Source organism: Pseudoxanthomonas sp. 22568 (genome assembly GCF_052044485.1).
In the GTDB taxonomy this organism is placed as follows: Bacteria; Pseudomonadota; Gammaproteobacteria; order Xanthomonadales; family Xanthomonadaceae; genus Pseudoxanthomonas_A; species Pseudoxanthomonas_A beigongshangi.
In genome coordinates this window covers 202,681-223,878 of record NZ_JBQENC010000005.1, presented here as the reverse complement: position 1 = coordinate 223,878, position 21,198 = coordinate 202,681, and the positions used below count along the sequence as shown (strand labels likewise).

Annotated in this window: 18 protein-coding genes and 1 pseudogene; 6 read left to right on the top strand and 13 right to left on the bottom strand. The window is 67.2% G+C overall.

The genetic code is table 11. The features are described from left to right. Positions 1-3 precede the first annotated feature (3 nt). From ACTJI2_RS08570 to ACTJI2_RS08560, 3 genes are all read left to right on the top strand, one after another. Positions 4-1,080: an acyltransferase family protein gene (locus ACTJI2_RS08570; protein WP_440841769.1), complete on the top strand. Its 1,077-nt coding sequence runs from the start codon at positions 4-6 to the stop codon at positions 1,078-1,080. 240 nt (positions 1,081-1,320) lie between these two features. Further along, on the top strand, positions 1,321-3,207 hold the full coding sequence (locus ACTJI2_RS08565) for a hypothetical protein (protein WP_440841768.1): 1,887 nt from the start codon (positions 1,321-1,323) through the stop codon (positions 3,205-3,207). A gap of 263 nt (positions 3,208-3,470) precedes the next feature. Continuing rightward, on the top strand, positions 3,471-4,574 hold the full coding sequence (locus ACTJI2_RS08560; RefSeq protein WP_440841767.1) for a PQQ-dependent sugar dehydrogenase: 1,104 nt from the start codon (positions 3,471-3,473) through the stop codon (positions 4,572-4,574). A 40-nt stretch (positions 4,575-4,614) separates the two neighbouring features. On the opposite strand, the gene ACTJI2_RS08555 is transcribed toward ACTJI2_RS08560, so the two are convergent. The 4 genes and pseudogenes from ACTJI2_RS08555 to ACTJI2_RS08540 form a co-directional block, all read right to left on the bottom strand. Then, on the bottom strand, positions 4,615-5,043 hold the full coding sequence (locus tag ACTJI2_RS08555) for an organic hydroperoxide resistance protein (RefSeq protein WP_141454480.1): 429 nt from the start codon (positions 5,041-5,043) through the stop codon (positions 4,615-4,617). A 102-nt stretch (positions 5,044-5,145) separates the two neighbouring features. Continuing rightward, entirely contained in the window at positions 5,146-5,613 is a 468-nt protein-coding gene (locus ACTJI2_RS08550) for a MarR family winged helix-turn-helix transcriptional regulator (RefSeq protein ID WP_203322300.1), read from the bottom strand. A gap of 75 nt (positions 5,614-5,688) precedes the next feature. Beyond that, complete coding sequence (locus tag ACTJI2_RS08545) at positions 5,689-6,930, bottom strand: multifunctional CCA addition/repair protein (protein ID WP_192198108.1); 1,242 nt, start codon at positions 6,928-6,930, stop codon at positions 5,689-5,691. 31 nt (positions 6,931-6,961) lie between these two features. Then, positions 6,962-8,909 (bottom strand): annotated as a pseudogene (locus ACTJI2_RS08540) (transglycosylase SLT domain-containing protein). Positions 8,910-8,971: 62 nt separating this feature from the next. Here ACTJI2_RS08540 and ACTJI2_RS08535 point away from each other — a divergent pair. Beyond that, positions 8,972-9,775, top strand: a complete 804-nt coding sequence (locus tag ACTJI2_RS08535; protein WP_440841766.1) for a sulfite exporter TauE/SafE family protein — start codon at positions 8,972-8,974, stop codon at positions 9,773-9,775. Positions 9,776-9,796: 21 nt separating this feature from the next. Here ACTJI2_RS08535 and ACTJI2_RS08530 read toward each other — a convergent pair whose 3' ends face one another. The 4 genes from ACTJI2_RS08530 to ACTJI2_RS08515 form a co-directional block, all read right to left on the bottom strand. Then, the gene (locus ACTJI2_RS08530) at positions 9,797-10,567 is read right to left on the bottom strand and encodes an endonuclease/exonuclease/phosphatase family protein (protein WP_440841765.1); all 771 of its coding nucleotides are present in this window, start codon (positions 10,565-10,567) and stop codon (positions 9,797-9,799) included. A gap of 31 nt (positions 10,568-10,598) precedes the next feature. Beyond that, entirely contained in the window at positions 10,599-11,429 is an 831-nt protein-coding gene (locus ACTJI2_RS08525) for a thiol:disulfide interchange protein DsbA/DsbL (protein WP_440841764.1), read from the bottom strand. 102 nt (positions 11,430-11,531) lie between these two features. Further along, positions 11,532-12,185: a thiol:disulfide interchange protein DsbA/DsbL gene (locus ACTJI2_RS08520; protein ID WP_440841763.1), complete on the bottom strand. Its 654-nt coding sequence runs from the start codon at positions 12,183-12,185 to the stop codon at positions 11,532-11,534. 101 nt (positions 12,186-12,286) lie between these two features. After that, a complete protein-coding gene (locus tag ACTJI2_RS08515; RefSeq protein ID WP_183640501.1) occupies positions 12,287-13,078 on the bottom strand; it encodes a c-type cytochrome in 792 nt (263 codons plus the stop codon). Between the two features lie 174 nt (positions 13,079-13,252). Here ACTJI2_RS08515 and yihA point away from each other — a divergent pair, with 174 nt between their 5' ends. Beyond that, positions 13,253-13,855: a ribosome biogenesis GTP-binding protein YihA/YsxC gene (gene yihA, locus ACTJI2_RS08510; RefSeq protein ID WP_183640504.1), complete on the top strand. Its 603-nt coding sequence runs from the start codon at positions 13,253-13,255 to the stop codon at positions 13,853-13,855. Between the two features lie 41 nt (positions 13,856-13,896). Here the strand turns inward: yihA and ACTJI2_RS08505 are convergent, their stop codons facing one another. The 3 genes from ACTJI2_RS08505 to ACTJI2_RS08495 form a co-directional block, all read right to left on the bottom strand. Further along, entirely contained in the window at positions 13,897-14,889 is a 993-nt protein-coding gene (locus tag ACTJI2_RS08505) for an MBL fold metallo-hydrolase (RefSeq protein WP_440841762.1), read from the bottom strand. Between the two features lie 98 nt (positions 14,890-14,987). Beyond that, positions 14,988-15,821 carry a helix-turn-helix transcriptional regulator gene (locus ACTJI2_RS08500; protein ID WP_183640510.1) on the bottom strand — a complete coding sequence of 278 codons (834 nt, stop codon included), beginning with the start codon at positions 15,819-15,821 and terminating at the stop codon, positions 14,988-14,990. 15 nt (positions 15,822-15,836) lie between these two features. Continuing rightward, complete coding sequence (locus tag ACTJI2_RS08495; RefSeq protein ID WP_183640513.1) at positions 15,837-16,550, bottom strand: VIT1/CCC1 transporter family protein; 714 nt, start codon at positions 16,548-16,550, stop codon at positions 15,837-15,839. A gap of 79 nt (positions 16,551-16,629) precedes the next feature. On the opposite strand from ACTJI2_RS08495, the gene ACTJI2_RS08490 reads away from it, so the two are divergent. After that, the gene (locus ACTJI2_RS08490; RefSeq protein ID WP_440841876.1) at positions 16,630-18,093 is read left to right on the top strand and encodes a glutamate--cysteine ligase; all 1,464 of its coding nucleotides are present in this window, start codon (positions 16,630-16,632) and stop codon (positions 18,091-18,093) included. A 52-nt stretch (positions 18,094-18,145) separates the two neighbouring features. Here ACTJI2_RS08490 and ACTJI2_RS08485 read toward each other — a convergent pair whose 3' ends face one another. Together ACTJI2_RS08485 and ACTJI2_RS08480 are read right to left on the bottom strand one after the other, a co-directional pair. Beyond that, positions 18,146-19,834, bottom strand: coding sequence for a serine hydrolase domain-containing protein (locus tag ACTJI2_RS08485; RefSeq protein ID WP_440841760.1), 1,689 nt, complete (start codon positions 19,832-19,834; stop codon positions 18,146-18,148). 88 nt (positions 19,835-19,922) lie between these two features. Beyond that, entirely contained in the window at positions 19,923-21,083 is a 1,161-nt protein-coding gene (locus ACTJI2_RS08480; protein ID WP_440841759.1) for a helix-turn-helix domain-containing protein, read from the bottom strand. Positions 21,084-21,198: the final 115 nt, after the last annotated feature.

Genomic DNA, 21,198 nt, shown 5'->3' with positions numbered 1-21,198 from the left:
GAGATGAGCACGAAGGCGCCGCAGCGCTTCTCTTCGGTAGACGCATTGCGTGGCCTCACCGTGGCGGCGATGCTGCTGGTCAATGATCCCGGCGACTGGGGGCATGTGTATGCGCCGCTGATGCACGCCGAGTGGCATGGCTGCACGCCGACCGATCTGATCTTCCCGTTCTTCCTGTTCATCGTCGGCGTGTCGATTTCGCTGGGTGTCTCGCCGCGGCTGGAAGCCGGCGGCGATCGCGGTGCCTTGCTGCGCGCGGTGCTCTGGCGCGGCACGAAGATCATCGCCATCGGCCTGCTGCTCCACCTGCTGGCGTTCTGGTGGCTCGACAAGCCGTGGTTCCGGCCCTGGGGCGTGTTGCAGCGGATCGGCCTGTGTTTCATCGCCGCCGGCGCGATGGTGCTGTACCTGCGCCCGCGCGGACAATGGATGGTTGCAGCGTTCCTGTTGCTGGGTTACTGGGCGCTGCTGGCGATGGGCGGCAGCTACGCGCCACTGGACAACCTGGCCAGCCGCGTCGATACCGCCTTGTTCGGCCCGTTGCTCTACCAGTTCGATCCCGTCGCCGGGCGGGGCCATGATCCGGAAGGTCTGATCAGCACCCTGCCCGCCATCGCGACGACCCTGCTGGGCGTGCGCGCCGGCGACTGGCTGCGGCGCCAGCAGGTCGGGCGGCTGCTGCCGGCCGCCGCGCTGGCGCTGGCCGCGGGTGGACTGTGGTCACTGGCGGTGCCGTTGAACAAGAACCTGTGGACCTCGTCCTACGTACTGTGGACCGCGGGTTGGGCGATGCTGGCGCTGTGGCTCGCCCATGTGGCCATCGACCGAAAGGGCATGCGGCCCTGGGGGCGCAGCTTCGGCGTCAACGCGATCGCCGCCTACGCCGGCTCCGCGGTCATGGTCTACGCGTTCTCCGCGCTGGGCTGGATGCAGGCGATCTACCGGCACGGATTCGCCGACTGGATGACTCCCCGGTTCGGTCCCTACCTGCCTTCGCTCGCGTTCGCGGTGGCCTTCGTGCTGGTGTGGTGGCTGATTGTCCGTCTGATGGACTACCGGCGCTGGTACCTGAAGGTCTGAGGTCACTCAATCACCCCGATGCTATAAAGGGGCTGAATCCCATTTCAGGACAACGAGCTGCATTAGATGGGCGCGTTTCCTCATACCCGCGTCAAGAAGAGACAACCCCTTGTTCGAAGCATGATGTTCCTCTAGTCTCTGGCGTCACGATGACGTTTCTTGCCAATTGTTCCGGACCCTGGCAAGCGAGAAATGTCATCGACCCTATGGAATCATCTCGGTCGATTGTCGGAGAGAGGAATGGACGCTGACAGGAAGTTGGTTGTTTTTCGGTCTTGTTTTGTTTTCCTCTCCTTTCTGTTGTTAAGCAATACAACCTACGGCCAATCGGTCATCGACCAATACAACAAGAGCCTGCGTCCGACGGCGAATATCCAGCCTTTGACGAACGATCTGTTCGGTGACCAAGTAAGCCTTCTTGATGGCGGGCTGTCGTTTCAGCAGACGGATATCTCCCTGAGCGCTAATCATGGCCTTCCTATTCGCCTGGGTCGAACGCTCAGCATCCAGGACCAGGCGGCCGACCAACAGGGGCGCAACACGGCCACTCACGCGGGCAATGCGCCGTTTGGGGTGATGTGGGATTTGGATGTTCCCTATCTGAAGATGGTGGGTGACGCCAGGGTGGGATGGATAGGCGGCGACTACAGCAACCTACGCTGCAGCCGGGGAGAGGTATTGCCGTATGTGACGGGAATCGCCCTCTGGAGCAACGTGATCTACGAGGCTTGGGATTACCATAACGGCATCACCGCCAATATTCCGGGTTACGGCACCGAGCCGCTGCTGAATCCTCCTGTCGGTTTTGCAAACTCCATGCCAGCCGACAGCAACACTTATTACAAGGTGACACCTTCGCATTGGCGCGCACGGTGCGTGCCCTTGGCGGCTGGTGGTAGCGGAGAAGGATTCGCGATAGTGTTACCGGACGGGGCAACCTACCGTTTCGATTGGCTGGCTTCTCGACCTACGGCCAACCTCTTGGACGTTTCATGCCATACGTCCGATGGACAAGGGGTCTTCGCTTCTCGTCAGGCACATGCTTATTGGGGCGGTGGAACAGCAGCGACCCAATGTGCAACTCAGGTGGTCGTTCCCAGGAGCGTGTACTACCTGTTTGCAACAGAGGCTACCGACCGCTTTGGCAACTATGTGCGGTACACCTATGACCCCGCCAATCCGCACCGATTGCTGAGCATCCAGTCCAGTGATGGAAACTCCGTGTCCATGACCTACACCGCGTCGGGGCAGATAGATACCGCGACGGCAAACGGACGCGTCTGGCGTTACGTGTACGAATCCTTCGGTTCATTGAAGCGCCTTCGTGAAGTCATTCTTCCCGACCAGAGTAAATGGGCGTTCGAGTATGGTTCCGACTACAAGGAGCTCCATTATTCCAAAGCAGATGCCATGTGGGCAAAGTGCCAGCTCAACATTGATGAGAAGTCAAGTTTCGTGCAACCCCGTATCTGGAGCTGGCTGCGGATTTATCACCCATCGGGGGCCAAGGGAGAGTTCAAAGTTCGGCCGCTGATACATGGAACCAAGCAGACTCAGGATGAGCCACGGCGTTGCGAGCTCATTGTTCATGGGCACTTTTACGGTTTCAACAACTACCCGCGGCTCGATGGCCCTCCAAGTGCGTATCTAACGTCTTCATTGTTTGAAAAAACCATCTCCGGGCCTGGCCTCGCTACCCAGACGTGGACCTACACCTATAGCCCCGGCTGGGTTCCGCCATTCATAGCGGAAACGACGGTTCAGGGAAGTGACGGGAAGGTTCAACGTTATCGATTCGGTACGGATAAAAGCACCAACTATGGTCAGCTGTTGCAGGAAACGCACGGTGACCAAGGTTCTACGTTGCGAACCATCAACTATACATACGCCAGTACGGTGCAGGGTCAGAACTATCCGGGAATTCCAGGCGGCGAGATGTCGAGCCGAACCTACGGCTGGGCAGGTGCTTTCATGAACTCGAACCGGCCTCTTGTGCAGAAAGAAATCATCCAGGATGGGCGCAAGTTCGTATGGAAAATCAACCAAGGCTGTCTGCAATCAACCGCGTACTGCTACGACGCCTACCTCCGCCCACTTTCGATTACGACCAATAGCGAGCCGCACTAGCGGGGCGTACGTCCGGGCAAAGGGTAACTTCCTCCAGGCTTTGCCCTATTCACGCCCAACACGATCAAAAGGAGTAGAAAGGCGTTGCCGTCAGGGGAGTCCTGCTCGTGAACGTCTCAAGTTTGATCGCTGGTGTATTACTGATCCTGGCGGCGTGCGACGGTAGTTCTGTTGCAGCCGTCAATGTTGCTTCGGAACGGAAAGAGGCAGCGCAGCCAGCATTGTTGGTCCACCGCCTGCCGACTGCTTCGTCACGCGAGACGATGGCTGCCCAGGCGGCACCGCAGGTGACCGGCGGGACGCAGCCCGCATTGCGGATTCCCGATCCCCCCTTCGTCAGCACCGAAGTCGCGCGCTTCGACCAGCCGTGGGCGATGACCTTTTTGCCGGATGGTCGCTTGCTGGTGACCGAGAAGCCCGGGCGCCTGCGCCTGCTGAATCCCGCCACCGGGCAGGGAGGCGAGATCGCCGGCGTTCCCACCGTGGCCTATGGCGGCCAGGGTGGCTTCGGCGACGTGATCCTGCATCCCCGGTTCGCCGACAACGGGATGATCTACGTGAGCTATGCGGAGCCGGGTGCCAACAGCACGCGTGGCGCGGCGGTGGCGCGGGCGCGGCTGGTGATCGATGCCGGCGCCAACACCGGTCGGCTGGAAGGATTGCAGGTGATCTGGCGGCAGGTACCCAAGGTCACCGGCGACGCCCACTACAGCCACCGCATGCTGTTCGATGCGCAGGGCAAGCTGTGGATCAGTTCCGGCGAGCGCCAGAAGGCTTCGCCCGCGCAGGACATGCAGAGCAATCTCGGCAAGATCATCCGGCTCAATGACGATGGCAGCGTGCCGCCCGACAATCCCTTCGCCAACCAGGGCGGGGTAGCGGCGCAGGTCTGGTCACTTGGACACCGCAACGTACTGGGATTGGCGTTCGATCCGTCGGGCAGGCTGTGGACGCACGAAATGGGACCGGCTGGCGGCGACGAACTGAACCTGATCGAGCGCGGCTCCAACTATGGCTGGCCGATCGTTTCCAACGGCGACAATTACGATGGCAGCCCGATTCCGGATCATCCGACCCGACCCGAATTCAACGCGCCGGAGATTTCATGGACGCCGGTGATCGCGCCGGCCGGGTTCATCATCTACCAGGCGGATCTGTTTCCGTACTTCCGTGGGCGTGGTTTCATCGGCGGTCTCGCGTCGCAGGCGTTGATCCAGGTGGAGTTCGGTGACACGCCGCGCGAAGTGAAGCGCTATCCGATGGGACGTCGCATTCGCGAAGTCGAACAGGGGCCCGACGGCGCGATCTGGTTGCTGGAAGACGGAGCGGATGCGCGCCTGCTGAAGCTCACGCCCAATCGCGGCTGACGTCCGCCGGCGAACACCGGCGGACGCGCCTCAAGGCAAATCAGTCGACGACCACCAGACGCACGTCGATGTTGCCGCGGGTGGCATTGGAGTACGGGCACACCTGGTGCGCCTGCTGCACCAGCGCCTCGGCCTCCTCGCGGGGCAGCCCCGGCAGGTGGATGCGCAGTTCGGCCTCGATGCCGAAACCACCCGGAATCTGGCCGATGCCGACGCTGCCGTCGATGCGGGTCTCGGCCGGCAGCTTGGCCTTGGCCTGACCGGCGACGAACTTCAGCGCGCCGAGGAAGCAGGCTGAGTAGCCGGCGGCGAACAGCTGTTCCGGATTGGTACCGTCACCACCAGCGCCACCGAGTTCGCGCGGCGTGGTGAGCTTCACGTCCAGCACGTTGTCCGAGGACACGGCGCGGCCGTCGCGGCCGCCGGTGGCGGTGGCGTGGGCGGTATAGAGGACTTTCTCGATCGACATGGGAGTCTCCGTGGAGGAAAGTGGCGGCGGAGCCGGGCGCCACGACCGGTAATTTGTTTGCTATTTAATAGCGTACTACTTACATGGGGAAGAAAAAGCGACTCATGCATTTGCTCCCAGATTGTCACGCAGGGCTTCCAACTGGGACTTCAGCCCCGTGACTTCGCGGGGATTGCAGCCGGATGCGCATAGCAGCGCCTCCGGAATACTTCGAGCCTTCTGTTTCAACGCGCGGCCCTGCGCGGTGAGGCTGATGATGACCTGGCGCTCGTCCTCGCGTGCGCGCTCCCGGACGATCAGGCCACCAGCCTCCAGCCGCTTGAGCAGGGGAGTCAGGGTCGCCGAATCCAGGAACAGGCGCTCGCCGATCTGCGAGACGGTCAGCGCGTCGCCTTCCCACAGGACCAGCATCACCAGGTATTGCGGGTAGGTCAGGCCCAACTTGCCCAGCAACTGCCGGTACACCTTGTTGAGCGCCAACTGCGCCGAATAGAGCGCGAAGCACAGCTGGTTGTCCAGCGCCAACGGATTGGCGGGAGACGCTTTGGCGGTGGCGGTCGGCTTGCTCATGGCCGTGCAATTTACATAGTGCGCTATTTAATTGCAAGCATCTCATGGAACGCTGCGTCGCAGCCCCCGGGGGGATCAGGTCCCGGCGGGCGCGATGGACTGGCGTGCGGCGGCAATCGCGTGGATACGGGCGCGTCTCAGTTCCTCGCCGATCCGGGGTCCGCTGAGACCCGCGGCGGCGAACTCGCGGGCATTCACCGCCATCGCGGCCGCGAGCAGGCGCACCAGCGCCGGCCCCTGTGGATAGTCCGTGTCCTCGTTGCCGAGCCGGCCGCGCTTGTCGGCCTCGCAAACCAGCGCTAGCCTCGCGATGCGTTCGGGCCGGCGGAACGCATCGCAGCGCGACAGAAGTTCGAAGACGGTGGCGTCGCGCAGTTCGTCCAGGCGATGCACGTTGAGATGCTCGCGGCAGGCAATCACTGCCAGGTCGCGATGTTCCAGCGGAACCTTCAACCGTTCGCACAATGCCAGCACCGGCGCGACCCCGCGTTGTTCGTGCATGACGTGGCGCGGCAGCTCTTGCTCTGGCGTGAGCGCCTTGCCCAGGTCGTGGCAGAGCGCGGCGAAGCCGACCAGATCGTCACCCGGCGCCAGTCTCGCGGCCATGTCGCTGACCATCTGCTGGTGCACGCCGGTATCGATTTCGGGATGGTATTCGGCGCGCTGCGGCACGCCGTACAGTGCGTCCACCTCGGGCAACACGCTGGCCAGCGCGCCGGCTTCGTGCAGGGTGCGCAGGAAGGCGGAGGGACGCGCGCAGGCCAATGCGCGGCGCAGTTCCTGCCAGACCCGTTCCGGTACCAGTGTGTCGAGCTCGCCACTGGCCGCCATCTCCCGCATCAGCGCCATCGTTTCCGGCGCGATCGTGAAGCCCAGTGGCGCCAGCCGGGCCATGAAGCGGGCCGCGCGCAGTACCCGCAGGGGATCCTCGACGAAGGCCGGGCCCACATGCCGCAGCAGGCGTGCGTCCAGATCCTTCGCGCCACCGCAGGGATCGACGATGCGGCCGTCCTCATCCTCGGCAATCGCGTTGATGGTGAAATCGCGCCGCTGCAGATCCTCTTCCAGGGTGACCGAGGGATCGGCATCGACCTCGAACCCCCGATACCCGCGTCCGCGCTTGCGCTCGGTCCGCGCCAGCGCGTATTCCTCGCCACTGTCCGGATGCAGGAACACCGGGAAATCCTGGCCCACCTGCTTGTAGCCCAGCGCCAGCATCTGCGCGGGCGTGGCGCCGACCACCACATGGTCGCGGTCGCCGGCCTCGAGGCCCAGCAACCGATCACGCACCGCGCCGCCGACGAGATAGGTCTTCATGCGCGCATGATGCCGGATAGTGGCGGGAGGATCAGCTCTTCGGCATGCGCGCATCCGGGCAGGCGAACTCGCGGCGCTTGCCGTCGAGCTTGCCGAGCATGCGGTCGCTGACCGGCAGGGCATTGCCGTTGAGGCGCCAGTCGTAGATCACGCTGAAGGCGAGGATACGGGCGACGTATTCGCGGGTTTCCTTGTAGCTGATGGTCTCGATCCAGATATCCGGATCGTAGCCGGGTCGCTGCGACTGCCAGCGCGCGGTCGGGGTGGGACCGGCGTTGTAGGCGGCGATGGCGACATAGGGAACGCCGTACTTGTTTTCCATTTCGCGCAGGTAGGCGGTGCCCAGCGCGATGTTGGTGTCCGAATCGTACAGGCTGGCGGCGCCGCCCCAGGGCAGGCCCAGGCGCTTGGCGGTGGCCGCGCCGGTGGCGGGCACGACCTGCATCAGGCCCATCGCGTTGGCGCCGGAACGGGCGCGCGGATTGAACACGCTCTCGGCGCGGATCTCGGCGGCCACCCAGGCCGGGTCCAGCGCATGGCGGGCGGATTCGCGACGGATGGTCTCGCCGTGGTGCAGCGGGAAGCGCAACTGGTACAGGCGCTGTTCGTCCGGACGCTTGCCCAGCGAGAACACCGCGCGATCGAACCAGCCGTTGTCCTGCGCCACTTCCACCGCGATGCGACGCTGGGTGTCGTCGAAACGCGACAGCGCGCTGTTCCATTCGGCGACCGCCCAGCCGGAACGCTCCAGCTTCCACAGTTCCATCGCGCGGACGATGGCGGGATCGCGGGCGATTGCGTCCTTGGCCGCCTTGCCGTCGTTGGGAATCCACGGGCACAGCGCGTAGGGCTGCTTGAGCCGGTCCGCGGCGAGGAAGCCGTGGAAGGTCGGCGCGCGCGCGGCCTCGCGCAGCAAGGGCTGCGCGGCGGCGGCGTCACCGGTCTTCTCGGCCATGCGTGCCTCGAAATAGCGCCAGCGCGAGTCCTCGCGCTGCTTGGCCGGCATCTTGCGCAACGCGACCAGCGCGGCGCGCCAGTCGCCACGCGCCATCGCCTCGCGTACGCGCCATTCGTGCAGGCGTTCGTCGTAGGCCGACTCGGGAACGGCATTGAGGCGGCGCGCCGAATCCGGCTCGTAGGACGCCACCGTCCACAGGGCGATCTGGTAGAGCACGCGGCCGCGATCGGCTTCAGTCATGCCCAGCGCACTGGCGTATTGGGGCAGTTGGGTCTCGGCGGCGCCGGGGTCNCGCCAGGCCATAGCTGGCCATGCGCCGGCTGCGATCGGTCTTCGGCCAGTTCAAGGCGCGCGCGTGCACGGCGTCGATGAAGGCGGCGTAGTCGTTGGCCAGCACGGCTTCGTCTCCCGGCAGGCCGCGCGCGGCGGTGCGCATCACCGCGGTCTGGCTCTCGGCGGCGGCCGCGTCGATGCGCTCCCAGCGCAGCGCGGGTGGCAGGCCGCCCTTGTTGGCGAGGATCGCGAACACCGGATCGCAACCGTCCGGCAGCGATTTGGCCGCGCCGCGCCACAACGCCTGCGCGTCCTTGACCCACTGCGCGTCGGCGCGGCCGGTGGCCTGGCGCGCATCCAGCTCGGCGCAGCGCAGGGTGGTGTTTTCGGTGGGCTTCCATGCGCCGAGGAACGTCGGCCAGTCCTGCCGGCGGGCCAGCGACGCCAGCCACAGGGCGCGGAAGTTCTCCGCCACCGCCTGGCCTTCGTAGCGCTTGAGGAAACCCTGCGCCTGCGAGGTGGGCAGTTTGTCGACGTCGCGGCGCAGCGAGGCCAGTTCGACCCAGCCATAGACCGGGTGCGAGGCCAGGCTTGCATACTGCGCGGCGTTGAACTGCCCACGCTCGGCGGCTTCCAGCGCCGCGCGCAATTGTGGCCGTTGCGCATCTAGGTTCTGCGCGTGGACGGCGGCCAGGGGCAGGAGCGCGAGCGCCGCAGCGAGTACGATGAGTGGGGTGGGACGGTTCATGGCCGGAATATACCGGAGCCGGCTGAACGGTCGCGTGCGTGCTTGATGGAAGGAGATTGCGTTTGGAGCATTTCTGGATTTTCCCGTTGCTGGGCGTGGTTGCCGGGGTGCTGGCCGGCCTGCTCGGCATCGGCGGCGGGCTGGTGCTGGTGGCCGCACTGGTATGGGTGCTGCCGCTGTTCGGCATCCCTAAGGAAGCGGCCATGCACGCGGCGCTGGCCAGTTCGCTGGCGAGCATCGTGCTGACCGCGACTTCGTCGGCGTACGCGCATCACCGGCGCGGCAGCGTGATGTGGCCGACGGTGGCCTGGATGGTGCCGGGACTGCTGCTGGGTGGCTGGCTCGGCAGCGGGCTGGCGGTGTATCTGGACGACAACGTGCTGCGCTGGGTGGTGGCGATCTACTGCCTGATCGCCGGTGCGCAGATGGCGTTCGGGAAAACACGCAACGGTGCCGGCGCGGCGGGGCCCGTGCCACCACCGCGCGGTTGGCCGATGACCGCGGTCGGCACCGGCATCGGCGCGGTGTCGGCGGTGGTCGGTATCGGTGGCGGCAGCATGACCGTGCCGGTGCTGGTCTGGCACGGTATCGCGCCGGTCCGCGCGGTGGGCACGTCGAGCGCCTGCGGCGTGGCGATCGCGATTGGCAGCGCGCTGGGCTATGCATTGCATGCCCCTCCCGGCGCCCTGCCGGCACACGCGGTGGGCTATGTCTACCTGCCGGCGGCAATCGGCGTGGCGGTGGCGTCGGTACTGGCCGCGCCGTGGGGCACCCGGCTCGCGCACGCCATCGGCGGCACCGCGCTGAAGCGGGTGTTCGCGATCTTCATGGTGGTGATGGGGATCAGCATCCTGGTCGCGGGCTGACCGCGGCCGGGAATCCGTTGCTCAGCGCAGGGCTTCGGCGGGCACGTCGATGCTCATCGCCAGGGCGAGATGATCCGAATTGGCGGCGGGCATCGCGCGCGCGCCGTCGGCGACCAGCGCTTCGCTGATCAGGATGTGATCGATGGCGCGCTGCGGGCGCCAGCTGGGAAAGGTCGGAATCCGGTGCTGCGGCGGACGCAGCCGGGTGTTCCGGTACAGCACGTCCATTTCCGGTGTGTCGGGCATGCAGTTGAAGTCGCCCATCAGCACGGCGTGCGGATGATCCGACAGCAGTTCGGCGATGAACGACAACTGCGCGCGCCGCGAATTGGCGCCCAGCGACAGGTGCGCGACGGCGACGGTGAGGCCTTCGTCGCCATCGCCGAACCGCGCCACCAGCACGCCGCGGCCGCTGATGCGGCCGGGCAGCGCGTGGTCGCTGACTTCCACCGGTTCCAGCCGGCTCAACAGGCCGTTGGCGCTGGATGCCACCCGCCCGACGTTGCGGTTGGGCTGGTGGGTCCAGTAGTCGAAGCCCGCGCGCTCGGCCAGATAGTGGGTCTGGTTGGTGAATCCCGAACGCAGGCTCCCCGGATCCGCCTCCTGCAGGCCGACGATGTCGTGTTCGCCGGCGAGCTGCGCGATGGCGTCCAGGCTGCCCCGCTTGTTGCCGGCAGGCAGCGCATGTGACCAGCTGCGGGTCACATAGTCGCTGTAGCGGCGGGTGCTGGAGCCGGCCTGGATGTTGGCGCTGAGCACCCGCAACCGGCGCTTGCCGGACATCGTCGTCATGGTGGGGGCGGGGGTTACCTGGGGGTGCGGCTTACTTGGCGGCGCGTTCCTGCGCGATCAAGTGATCGGTGATGCGCAGCATGTCCTCGAAGCTGCGGCCCTTCACCTTGTACTTGCCGTTGACGACCAGGCTGGGCGTGCTGTTGACGCCGGACTGGATCGCGAACTGCTTGGCGCGGTTGACCTTGGCATTGATGCCGAAGCTGTTCATCAGGCCCAGGAATTCCTTGGCGTTGACGCCGTAACCGGCATAGAACTCGGCGACCTTGGCCGGGTCCGGCTTCCTGCCCTCGCCCGGCAGGCTGCGCTCGGCGTGGATCTTGGCGAACACCGTGTCATGGGTGCGTTCGACCAGACCCTTGCTCTCGGCGGCGTAGTAGGCCTGCGCGTACGGCAACCATTCCGGACCGAAGGCGACCGGGACGTAGGTCAGGCGGACGTCGGCCGGCAGCGTCTTGCGCCACGGCATGATCTGGGTCTGGAAGCTGGCGCAGGCCGGGCAGACATAGCCGAACACTTCCACCACTTCGATCTTGCCGTTGAGCGGCGCGTAGGGCTGGCCGTTCGGAATCAGCTCGTAGTCGACGCCGGCGACCGGCGCGGGACCGGACGGCGCGACCGGCGCGGGCGCATTGGCCGGCGCCGGGGTATCGGTGGCGGCCGGCGCGGCACCTTCGGCCGGCGCGGCGGGGGTTTCAGCCGGGGCGGCGGCGTCGGTGCCCGGTGCCGGGGTTTCCGCGGCCGGCGCGGTGGCGGGGGCGGTCTCGGTGGCCGGCGTGGTCGCGCCGGGGGCGTTGGTCTGGCCACAGGCCGCCAGCAGCGGCAGCAGGGCGAGCGTCATCAGGAGCGGACGAAGTTTCATGGCACTGACTCCAGCATGGGAAAGGTTCGGGGGCGGGCGCCGAGGCCCGCAAAGGGACCGCACATTCTGTGCCGCGGGCGAGATGGTGTCACCCGCATTACGTTACTTGCGGGCGCCGCGCTCGCGGGCGACCAGCCAATCGGTGATGCGCAGCACGTCGTCGTAGGTGCTGCCGCCGGTGACGCGGTACTTGCCGTTGACGACCAGCGTGGGCGTGCCGCGCACGCCGCTGGCCATGGCGAAGGCACGCGCCTTCTCCAGCCGCGCGTCCACTTCCGGGCCGCGCAGCAGCGCATTGAAGCGCGCGCGGTCCACGCCGTAGCCGGCATAGAACGTGACCAGTTCATCGGCCGAGGGATTGTTCATCGGTAGCGCGCCGGTTTCGTGCAGCGCCGCGAACACCGCCGCGTGGGTCTTGCCCAGCACGCCGCTCATTTCGGCGGCGTAGTAGGCGCGCGCATACGGCACCCAGGAGGAGGACAGCGCCGCCGGTACCTGCACCAGTTGCACGGCCGGGCCCTGCTTGCGCTTCCAGGCCTGCAGCTTGGGTTCGAAATGGGCGCAATGGATGCAGGCGTAGGAGAACACCTCCGCCACTTCGACCTTGCCCTTGACCGGCGCGAACGGCTTGCCGTCGGGAATGACCTCGTAGTCCACGCCTTCCTTCGGCGCCGGTGCGTCGGCGGCCAGCGCCAGCATCGGCAACAGCGAGAACAGCGCCGACAACACGAGGCGCAGGGTCAGGCGGGTCTTCATGGGGTTTCCTCCACGGGCGCTGGAAAAAGAAACGCCGGCCATGGTGGGGCCGGCGCAATGAACAGGAGCTGTGAATCAGGACCGCGACGAAGCGGCGAAGTTCACGACTTCTTGGCGGTCGTGGTCTTCGCGGCGGCCTCGTCGTCGGCGCGGTCGTGCAGGCCCTGCAGATAGCTGCCCAGTGCCTGGATTTCCTGCTCGGTCAGCGAGTGGACGACCTGCGCCATGGTGTTGAAATGGGTGGGATCCTTCTCGGTGGTCGTGCCCGCCTGGTACTCCTGCAGGCGGCGGACCACGTAGGCCTGCTGCTGGCCGCCGATGTGCGGATAGGCCGGGCCCGGATTGCCGGCGCCGGTGGGGCCGTGGCAGGCCATGCAGGCCGGAACGCCGCGGCTGGCGTCGCCGGTGCGGTAGAGCTTCTGGCCGATCTCGTAGAACTTCATGTCCTTGTAGACGCCGTCGGCGACGACCGAATCGTCGGCCAGGCCGGCACCGGCCTTCTGGGTGGCGAAGTAGGCGCCGACATCGCGCATGTCCTGCGCGCTGAGGGTCTGGGCGAACGGCACCATCACCGCGGCCAGGCCACCGGTGCGCTGGCCATCGGCGAACAGCGCCAGCTGGCGGGCGATGTAGCGCTCGCTCTGGCCGGCGATGCGCGGGTACTGCGGATCGGTCGGGTTGCCGTCGGCGCCATGGCAGGCGGCGCAGGCGGCGGCCTTGGTCTGGCCGGCCTTGGCGTCGCCCCAGGTGGTCTTGGTCAGATCGACATCCAGCGACGCGGTCTCCACCGGCGCATTGTCCGGCACCGGTACGACCGTGGTCTGTGCATAGGCAACCGCCCCAACGGCCGCAATGGCCAGTCCTGCAAGTCCCCAAACGCGAGCGTGGCGCATGTGCTAAAGCTCCGAAAACCTTCAAGAAGCGGCGCCCCATGGCGGCCGCGAAACCCCGGAATTATCCCTGCGGGGGGGCTCCGCGGTCAATTCGGATGCGCCGGAACGGCGGATCCGGGCCGCGATCGCCGTCCGGCGGCCCAGTCCGCGGCCCGCCCATGCCATCCTAGTGGCATGTCGAACCTGCTCAATTCCGCCCGCTACCTGCTCTCGGCGCACAATTTCCGCCAGCTCCCGCCCGATAGCGGCCGGGAAGTGGCTTTCGCCGGCCGTTCCAACGCCGGCAAGTCCAGCGCACTGAACGCGCTGACCCGCCACAACGCGCTGGCCCGGGTGTCCAAGACGCCGGGCCGGACCCAGCAACTGGTGTTTTTCGAGGTCCAGCCGGACCGCCATCTGGTGGATCTGCCGGGCTACGGCTACGCCAAGGTGCCGCAGGAACTTCAGGCGCACTGGCAAGCCTTCATCCAGGACTACTTCCAGCGCCGCGACGCGCTCAAGGGCCTGGTGGTGGTGATGGACATCCGCCATCCGCTCAAGGACTACGACCGGCAGATGCTGGGCTATGCGGTCCAGCGCGGGCTGCCGGCGCACGCGCTGCTGACCAAGGCCGACAAGCTCGGCCGCGGCCAGCAGTCGCAGACCCTGCAGGCGGTGAAGAAGGAGCTGTTCTCCGCCTTCGGCGACAGTGTCGGCGTGCAGGTGTTCTCCTCCGAGTCCAAGCAGGGCGTGGACGAGGCGCGCCAGGTGGTCATGGACTGGCTGGAACTGGCCTAGCGCGCGCCGGCCCGGCAACCACCGGGCCTTCCGATCACGGTTCACGGTTCGCCAGGCAGCGGCGAGAACTCCGCCGGCACCCAGGCGAAGGCGTCGTCGTCGCGACGGATATGCCCCAATCCCGGAAAGGGAAGGTGCGCGCCCGCCAGCCACCAGCCGGCGTCGGCGGTCCGGGTCATGAGCGCGCGGCGGCTGGCGATCGCCCGGCCGCGATCCAGATCCGCCTCGAAGGAAGCGTCCGGGCGCGCGAACTGCACCGCGTGGTAATGGACGATGTCGCCCCAGACCAGCAACTGCTGGCCCGCGCCGGCCTCGAACAGGAACGAGGTATGGCCCGGCGTGTGTCCGCGCGAATCCAGGCCGCTCACGCCGGCGGGCAGCCGTTCGCCTTGCGCGAACAGGTGCAGCCGGCCGGCGGCGCGATAGGGCGCCACCGCATCACGCGCCATCTTGAACAACGGGCGATACATTGCCGGTGTGTCGGTGCGGGTCTCGGTCGCCGGATCCAGCCAGTAGTCGGCGTCGGCGCGCGCCAGCCAGACGGTCGCGTTCGGGAACGCCTCGCGCCCCTGCGCATCGAGCAGTCCGCACAGGTGATCCGGATGCGCGTGGGTGATCAGCACCTGATCGACCTGTTCCGGCGAGTAACCGGCATGTCGCAGGTTTTCCAGCACATGGCCCAGGCCCGGGCCAAAGCAGCGCGCGGTGCCGGCGTCCACCAGGGTCAGCACGTTGCCACGCTGGACCAGATAGGCGTTGACCGCGGTCTGCAGGCCTTGCGGAGATTCGGGAACGTGGCGGGAGGACAGCAGCGCCTGCTTGCCGGCCTCGTCGATCCCGGACAGCTCCGCGCGCGCCAGCGGCACCACGCCGTCGAACAGCGCGGTGACATGCAGGTCGCCGATGGCCTGGTGGTAGACGCCGGGCACCTGCCGGGCGGGCGCGGTCTGCGCGCCGGCGGGCAGGGCGAGCGTGGCCAAAAGGGCGAACGAGGCCAGCGGGAAAAGACGGGGATGCAAGCGGATGGAAGCCATGGGGGAAGAATCGAAGCGGCGTCGCCGCGGAGACTTCATCCTAGGTCGGCGCCAGCGAGCGCAACGCTCAATCCGTGGCGTCAAACGCTCAATGCGGTTCAGGCATTGCCGATGCGCGCGGGATCCAGGCCGTAGCGTTCGCTGAAGCGACGACTGAAGCTGGCGACCGAGCGGTAACCGACCCGTGCCGCGACCGTCTTCACCGGCCAGTCGGTGGTGTAGAGCAGATCCATCGCGCAGGCCAGGCGCGCGGCGGCGATGATCTCGCGCAGCCCGGTACCTTCGCCGGCCAGGCGCCGACGCAGGGTCGCGCCGCTCAGGCCGAGCGTGGTTTCGATGTGCTGCGACTGCCAATCGCGGGCGGGATCGGCGCGGATCAGATCGCGAATCCGCATCGCCAGGCGTGGGGGCGGGGGCACCAGCATGGTCGTGTGTCCGCGCCGGCACAGCGCCACGGTCAGCGCGGCCAGCGCCAGCCGCGCCTCGGTGTAGTGACCGGCCTGCAAAGACGCCAGCCAATGCTGCAGCTCCGGTGCGAAATCGGCGCTGTCCAGGCGCGCGAGATCGTCGCCCCGGCCGGTGATCGGTTCGGACCACAGCAGGCGCGCGGCGGCGAGCACTTCCTCGCACAGCGGAATCGTGACCGTCAGGTAGAGGCCGCTGTCAGGATCGGGAATGTTGACCACGTCCATCCGGCAGCGGCGCGCGATCAGGAACAGATCGCCGGGTGCGAATTCCAGCGCCTGCGCATGCGTGCGCACCTGCTTGCGACCGCGCAGCACGATCGCGATGCAGGGATGATCGATGTCCACCGCATGCGCGCCGTGCTCGTGGCGCGCGGTGATGCAGGCGTAGCCTTCCGCGCGCGTGCAGTCGACCAGCGCGCCGAGACGCACGAGCAGGGAGGGACCGGGGGCGACGACCGCATTCATCGGCAAGGCGATGGATTACACGGCGACATTGAACAATCGGCCCACCAGCGCCGCCGCCGCCATCGCCACCGCGCCCCAGAAGCCGACCCGCCACGCGCCGCGCAGCACCGGCGCGCCGCCGATGCGCGCGGCGAGGCCGCCGGATACCAGCAGGCCGACGAGGGTGACGGCGGTGGTCACCGCCGCGACCCGATCCGCTGGCGCCAGCACGGACGCGACGATCGGTACCGCCGCGCCCGCGGTGAAGGCGGCGGCCGAGGCCAGCGCCGCCTGCAACGGACGCGCACGCAATTCCTCGGTGATGCCCAGTTCGTCGCGCGCATGCGCGGCCAGCGCGTCATGGGCGGTGAGCTGTTCGGCGACCTGGCGGGCGAGCGCGGGTTCGAGTCCGCGCTGCACGTAGATCTGGGTGAGTTCGGCGAGTTCGAGCCCGGGCTCGGCATGCAGTTCGCGTTTCTCGATGGCGAGATCCGCCGCTTCGGTGTCGGCTTGTGACTGCACGGACACATATTCGCCGGCCGCCATCGACATCGCGCCGGCGACCACGCCGGCGACGCCGGTCATCAGGATGGTTTCGGGCGCCGCGCCGCTGGCGGCCACGCCGACCACGATGCCGGCCACCGAGACGATGCCGTCGTTGGCTCCCAGGACCGCCGCGCGCAGCCAGCCGACCCGGTTGGTGCGGTGGAGTTCGGGATGGCGGCTGGTGGGAAGCGGGCGGCGAGGCATGGCGGCAGGGTAGCCTCCGCGCCACGCGGGGTCGAGCCGGGAGCGGCCAGCACAGGTGCGGAACACTGCGATGTGGGCGATGGCGATGATGCCGGGACGGGCGGCACGCTATATTGCCGCCCTTGTGGCGCCTGCGCCGCAGCCCCACATCGTCGTTCCCTGCCGTGCGAGTCCGCCTTTGTCCAGCCCCAGCCACGTCGCCGATACGCTGATCACCGATCGCACGCAGCTCGTGCAGTACATCGCCGGTGGCGAGAAACCACGCGCGGACTGGCGCATCGGCACCGAGCACGAGAAGTTCGGTTTCCGCCTGGACGATCTGCGTCCGCCGGAATTCGACGGCGAGCGCGGCATCGAGGCGCTGCTGAAGGGCCTGACCCGGTTCGGCTGGGAAGTGGTCGAGGAAAAGGGCCGGGTGATCGCGCTGACTCGCGACGGCGCCTCGGTCACCCTGGAACCGGCCGGCCAGCTGGAGCTTTCCGGCGCCGCGCTGGAAACCATCCACCAGACCTGCGTCGAAGTCGGCACCCACCTGAAGGAAGTCAAGGAAGTCGCCGATGAACTGCGGCTGGGTTTCCTCGGCATGGGCTTCCAGCCCAAGTGGCGGCGCGACGAAATGCCGTGGATGCCCAAGGGCCGCTACAAGATCATGAAGTCGTACATGCCCAAGGTCGGTTCGCTCGGCCTGGACATGATGACCCGTACCTGCACCGTGCAGGTCAACCTGGATTACGCCAGCGAAGCGGACATGGTGAAGAAGTTCCGCGTGTCGCTGGCGTTGCAGCCGATCGCCACCGCGCTGTTCGCCGATTCGCCGTTCACCGAGGGCAAGCCGAACGGTTACCAGAGCTATCGCTCGCACATCTGGACCGATACCGATCCGGATCGCACCGGCATGCTCGACTTCGTGTTCGAAGACGGTTTCGGCTACGAACGCTACGTCGACTATCTGCTCGACGTGCCGATGTATTTCAGTTACCGCGATGGCATCTATCACGACGCCAGCGGGCAGAGCTTCCGCGACTTCCTCAAGGGCGAGCTGCCGGTGCTGCCGGGCGCGCTGCCGACCCTGCGCGACTGGTCGGATCACATGACCACCGCGTTCCCGGAAGTGCGGCTGAAGAAGTTCCTGGAGATGCGCGGCGCCGACGGCGGCCCGTGGAATCGCCTGTGTGCGTTGCCGGCGTTCTGGGTGGGCCTGCTGTATGACGACACGGCGCTGGACGCGGCCTGGGATCTGGTGAAGGACTTCAGCCTGGCCGAGCGCCATGCCCTGCGCGACGGCGTGCCGCGCGACGCGCTGAAGCTGCCGTTCCGCGGAGGCACGGTGCGCGACGTCGCCGCCGAGGCGCTGAAGATCGCGGTCGCCGGCCTGCGCCGCCGCGCGTGCGTGAACAGCAAGGGTGTGGACGAGAGTGGCTTCCTCGACGCGCTGATCGAAATCGTCGAATCCAACGAGACGCCGGCCGAGCGCAAGCTCAAGCTGTTCGCCGGCGAATGGAACGGAAGCGTCGATCCGGTGTTCCGCGAGTTCGCCTACTGAGGCACCGCCGCCGGCGCCTGGAATCGTCCGGCGGCATGCGTGCTGGCACTGCTCAGCGTTCAGGGAACCGCTTGAAGATGATGTTCTCCGCGACCGGGCCCGACAGCAGGAAACCGGTTACGCGTCCGGCGCCGTCACGCTGGAACGCGATCTTCTGCAGGAACCACGCCGAGCTGCGGAACAGGTCGCGCTGGTAGGGTTGCAGCGTGGCCGTTGGCCAGCGCGGGTGGTGGATGCGCAGTTGGTCGCCTTCGACCGTCAGCACGTAGTCCGTGTCCAGTTCGTCGCTGTGATAGCGACCGGCGAACTCGCCGGCGCGCGCGCTGGCGGGATCGAACGCCGCCAGCTTCACTCGAAGGGCGTCGATCCGGCCGTATTGGCCGATGACGAAATGCAGCCGGTCAGGCCGGTCTTTTCCCCCGGTGGGAAATTCCAGCACCTGATTGAATTTTTCACTCAACAGGAAGCGGTTGGCCGACAACGCGGGCAACGCCTCCGGATCGGGATCGTCGAGCGTGGCGACGAACAGGCGGCGACCGTCGCTGGTGACGCGGAAGAAGTAGCCCGGGAACAGTTCGTAGTCGCCGGCATACGCCGCGAGCTGGCGGCGGCCCGGCCCGCTTTTGTCCGTTGACGACACGCGGTAACCGGGGCGATGCGACAGGTAGGCTGCGGCGACGCCGTAGGCGATTTCCGAGGTGTCGACATCGTTGGCGTTGGCCACCACCGCCACGCTGAAGCGCTCGCCGGGCACGCGCAGCAGGAAAGCGCGGTAGCCCGCGTCGCGGCCGCCGTGGCTCCAGGTATCCAGGCCGTTCCAGGCATGGCGTTCCTGGCCGAGCGCGTAGAAGTTGACGGTGCCGTCCACCAGCACGCCCTGCTCCCGCATGCGCGCGAACAGCGCGGCGTTGCCGACGGCGTGGGTCTCGAAATTCAGCGCCCAGCGGCTGAGATCGGCGGCGGTGGTCAGCAGTCCGGTGGAGCCGGTGGTGGTGCTGTTCAGCACGTCGCGGACGTAGCCGTCCTTCGTCGATCGCCAGGACGGCACCCGATGCGGCACCCGATCGTCGATTTCGTCGCCGAAGCGCGTGTCGCGCATGCCCAGCGGCTGGAAGATGCGCTCGTCGCAGAACGCCCGCAGCGACTGGCCCGAGACCCGCCGCACCACTTCGCCCAGCAGCGCATAGCCGGTGTTGTTGTACTGGTACCGGCTGCCAGGCGCGAAGTTGCCGCCGCGCTGGCGCAGCACCATCCGCAGGACCTGCTCATCGGTGAGCAGATCCTCCTCGCGCCAGCCGGCCGCGGGCATCAGGGTGCCGAAGTCGCGCAGGCCGGCGGTGTGGTTGAGCAGTTGCCGCAGGGTCATCGGCGCCCAGTCGGCGGTTTCCGGCAGATGGCGCGAGAGCGGATCGTCGATGGACAGCTTGCCATCCTGTTCCAGCAGCAGGATCGCGAAGGCGGTGAACTGCTTGGAGACCGAGGCGACGTGGAAGACCGAATCCGGGATGACCGGCGTGGCCTGCTCCAGATCGGCGGAGCCGACCTCGGCGTGCTGGACGATCCGGCCGTCCAGGGTGATCGAGACGGCCACGCCGGGCATGCCGGGACGGTCCCAGGGAGCCAGCAGGGCGCGCACCGCCGCCTCGGTCGCCGGGGCGGAGTGGGGGGGCGGGGCCGCCTGAGCCCGCGCGCCCTGAAACGCCGGCCAGGCCAGCAACAGCAGGAACAGGAAACGCCCCATCGGTGGCTCCTTCGCAGATGAGGCGCCGACGATGCCGGCCGGGGGCCGTCAGCATCGACCGACTTCGCGAAGTCGGACGACCGATGCGCTATGGGGCCGGTCGCAGCGGCGGCGAGGCCGTCGCATCGGCTTCCCGGCGGTACGCGGTCGGCGTGGTGCCCTGATGGCGGGCGAATGCGGTATTGAAGGACGACTTGGTGTTGAAACCGGCGCGGTGCGCGATGTCCAGCACCGTCAGGTCACGCAGGGCCGGATCGCGCAGGAGCTCGGCGGCCTTGGCCACCCGATGCCGGTTGATGAAATCGAAGAAGTGCACGCCCAGTTGCTGGTTGAGCAGTTGCGACAGCTCGCGCTGGCCCCAGCCCAGGCGGCGGGCCAGCGAGCGGATGGTCAGGGAGGGATCCAGGAACGGTTCCTGCCCGGCCATGAAGGCTTCGAGCCGCGCCAGCGCCGCCGGGTCGGTGGACACGGCCGGCGCGGGTTCCGCGACCGCAGTCAGGGAAGCGGATTGCGGCGCGACCACGGCCACGGCCGGGTCCGGTGGCGCAGGCGCTGCATCGGCGGCGGAGTCGGTGTCGGCCGGCACCCCCAGGAACAGGTGCTGGCGGGTCAGCGCGGTCAGGGTGAAGGCGCAGGTGATCACGGTGGCGAAGCTGGCGACCACCGGATCCAGCAGCCGGTACAGCGCGATGTCGCCGCTCCACCAGGCCAGGGTCTTCTGCAGCACGAAGAAATTCGCGAACGCGGACACTGCCAGCAGCGTCGCGAGCCAGCCGAAGGTCGCGCTGTCCGGGTTCGAGCAGGTGTCGCGATAGGCGCGGCGGTAGCGCAGCAGCACCCGCACCATCAGCGCCAGGTAGACGTAGTACTGCACGTGCAGGAGCAGGCTGCCGATGCGTGCGACCGAGACCGTTGCGGCCCTGCCATCGGACAGGGCGCCGGTCCACAGCAGCGCGATCATCATCGTGCCCGCCAGCGCCAGGCCGGCCAACAGGAAGGGACGCACCCTGCTCCCGGGAAAGCACAGCGAGACGACGTAGGCGTAAAGCAGCGGATCCTGCAGGAACGCCAGTGGCGCGCGGTACATCATCAATTCGCGCAGCGACACAGGCAGCAGCGTCGAGGCCCAGCCGATCACGTCCAACCCGGTCAGCAGCAGGAAGCCAGCGAGGAAACGGTTGGCGGACTTCAACGGTCCCGGCGTCACCCACAGGAACAGCGCCAGCAGCAGGCACAGGCCAGCGGTCATCACGCCGAGTGGGGGGAGCAGGGGTGACGCCATCTTCGCGGGCAGGAGGGCATTCGGAACCAACGCCACTATAGACAAGCACGGGGTGCCGGACCGCGCGAGGGGCGATCGTCAT